The 2,294-nt window shown below is 61.6% G+C and carries 2 protein-coding genes; both read left to right on the forward strand.

The features are described from left to right. Positions 1-48: 48 nt before the first annotated feature. A complete protein-coding gene (locus tag QZY44_RS08230; protein WP_295444852.1) occupies positions 49-891 on the forward strand; it encodes a hypothetical protein in 843 nt (280 codons plus the stop codon). A 576-nt stretch (positions 892-1,467) separates the two neighbouring features. Next, positions 1,468-2,097: a chlororespiratory reduction 6 domain-containing protein gene (locus QZY44_RS08235; protein ID WP_295444855.1), complete on the forward strand. Its 630-nt coding sequence runs from the start codon at positions 1,468-1,470 to the stop codon at positions 2,095-2,097. Positions 2,098-2,294: the final 197 nt, after the last annotated feature.

The raw sequence follows: 2,294 nt of genomic DNA on the forward strand, positions 1-2,294 counted from the left end.
GGCGCTGGATAGCGTCGCACGCCAGCGGGGGCTGGAACCGACTGCAATGTGCGCACCCCCAAATATCCCACCATGCTCATGAGGCTCCCGCTGTTTCCGCCAGTGACGCGCGAGACGGCGATCGAGATGTTCAAACGCGGATGGGTGAAGTTACAGTCGTCATGGGACGGCGGTGGCGTCTATCGTTCCGGACCAGCGCTGAATATCTACGATGAAGACACGCTGCTGGGACTCATGATCTTACGCTCGCGCCGGCTGACGGGGCCAGCCGATCAGCTGCCGACCGTCCTGCGGTGTCTAGATACGCAAGACACGACACCGACAGCTGAACGCGTAAACGTTGACATCGTGCTATTTACACTATCACAGTTGGAAACGGCCATTCATGGCGACGCGCCGCCACAAGGGTGGGGCGAACGAGCGTTGGCGCGGCGGTGTGAGAGTATCGAGGACCTCGATGGGCTGCAGTTGCGCTTCGACAAGGAACAGGACGGGGCGGGGTACCAAAGAGTCATCTCGCTTTTTGATATTCCGGAATTCTCGAAAGAGCAAGATGCCTGCTATTACGTCCAGTTCCATCCTCTGGTGTCACGGTGGCTGGAGAACTATTATACGTTTATCAGTTTTTCGCTGCGCAGAAGGCTCTCCGATCTTGGGAAAGCACTACATCGCTTTTTGGCAAGCCAGCGCAGTAACTCCGTCTATCGTATCGGTGCGAGCGAATTGTATGAAGCCATTGGCGCACAAGCTCCCGTGTGGAAGCTCAATCAAAATGCACGCAAGCAGTTGATGATTATGCAGCAAGAAGGATTCATAACCTCTTTTCTTATCGACGGCACCGGCCGTTCCAATCCGTTCGTTCTGCATATCGTGTTTCCAGGAAAGACCTGATCGTTGCCGTCAACGCGCACCCGAACCACGTCGGACGCCGAGTGAATGTGCCGATACCCAAACGCGCTCACATACGGCAAGTGTCAAGGCAGTTGCAGCGCACAGGTCACCACGCACCGTCGAGGCTGGACGCCGCGAGCGACGCCCCCCAGCGTCTCAAGGAGGGCCAGCCAGTCCACCCTGGACAGGTGAAACGGATGCACCGGCAGGCCGTCGTCGCGCCCTACGGGGCGACGCTCCGGCGTTTTCCACCCAGAGCCGGAAGGCGCCGGCTTGGACGAACGCGTCAGTAGGGTCGGGTTGCCAGAAGGTGTGCAGAATCTGCATCGGCTCAAACGCGGCCCCAACCCTGCGTGTCGATGTCGTGGCCTGTCTCGCTGCTCCGACACTGCGCCAAGGGACCGAGGTCTTCGTCCTGCAAGCGGTCCCGGCAGCGATCAAAGAGCGCGGTGGTGTGTCGTGTCGCCGCGGGGCTCCCGCCCGCCGACTCAGGAGGTCCAGGATGTTCGCTCGCCTGTGTGTCACCAGCTGCCACATTGCCAGGATGCTGGTCGGGTGCGCAGGAGCGGGCCCCTGGTGTCGGTGGCCAGGGGCGTCTCGGTCGGCATCCGGCGGGTGCTGGAGGACGGGTTGGCGGATAATCCGGGACCTCAACAGCCGCAGACCAGTGACGACATGTCCAAGAAGCGCCATCCCAAGTATCCGCACGCCCGCCTGTCGCCCGCCAAGGACCAGTTCCTGGTCATCGCCATCATGCGCGAGTCGGTGGTGACGCACGACATCCGTCCCCTGCTCGACAAGCTCTTACCGCTGGTCGCTACCCGTGAGATCGCCATGCGCTGGGAGGGCAAGGTCACCTTCTACTTTGACGGCTGGGATAACGACCCGCGCGAGACCGCGGAGATTCCCGAGATCCGCGCCTACTTCATGGACGTGACGGCCGAGTTCCCGTACTGGTTCCACTTCGTCGAGAAGGTCGGGGAGACCTTCTGGCACGTCCTGCGCCTGCTGTGCCGGGGCCACCGGGAGCAGGCCCAGGATGGGATGAGCGGGTGGCAGTTCGATGATTATGCGGAACTCTTTCGCCAGATCAATTTGCAATTCGGGTACATGAACGGGCTGTATGACCGGCTCGGCCTGCCGGAGGAGATGAACCAGCGGGTCTCGCAGGAGATTGCGCAGTTGATCGAGTGCTCGTTGCAGTGATCAGGACGGACGCTGGCGGCGCTATCCCCGCGCAGACTTGATTCCCGCCGGCCGGCCGGTCTGTGCCGGCGCCCGCGCTAACCTCATGACCAGTTTCCCTTGTCGAGCACCAGGACCATGAGCACCGTGCCCCCGCGCTGGATCATGCACCTGGACATGGACGCCTTCTACGCCGCGGTCGAGCAGCGCGACAACCC

Origin of the sequence: uncultured Thiodictyon sp. (assembly GCA_903837595.1) — a bacterium.
Lineage (GTDB): Bacteria > Pseudomonadota > Gammaproteobacteria > Chromatiales > Chromatiaceae > Thiodictyon.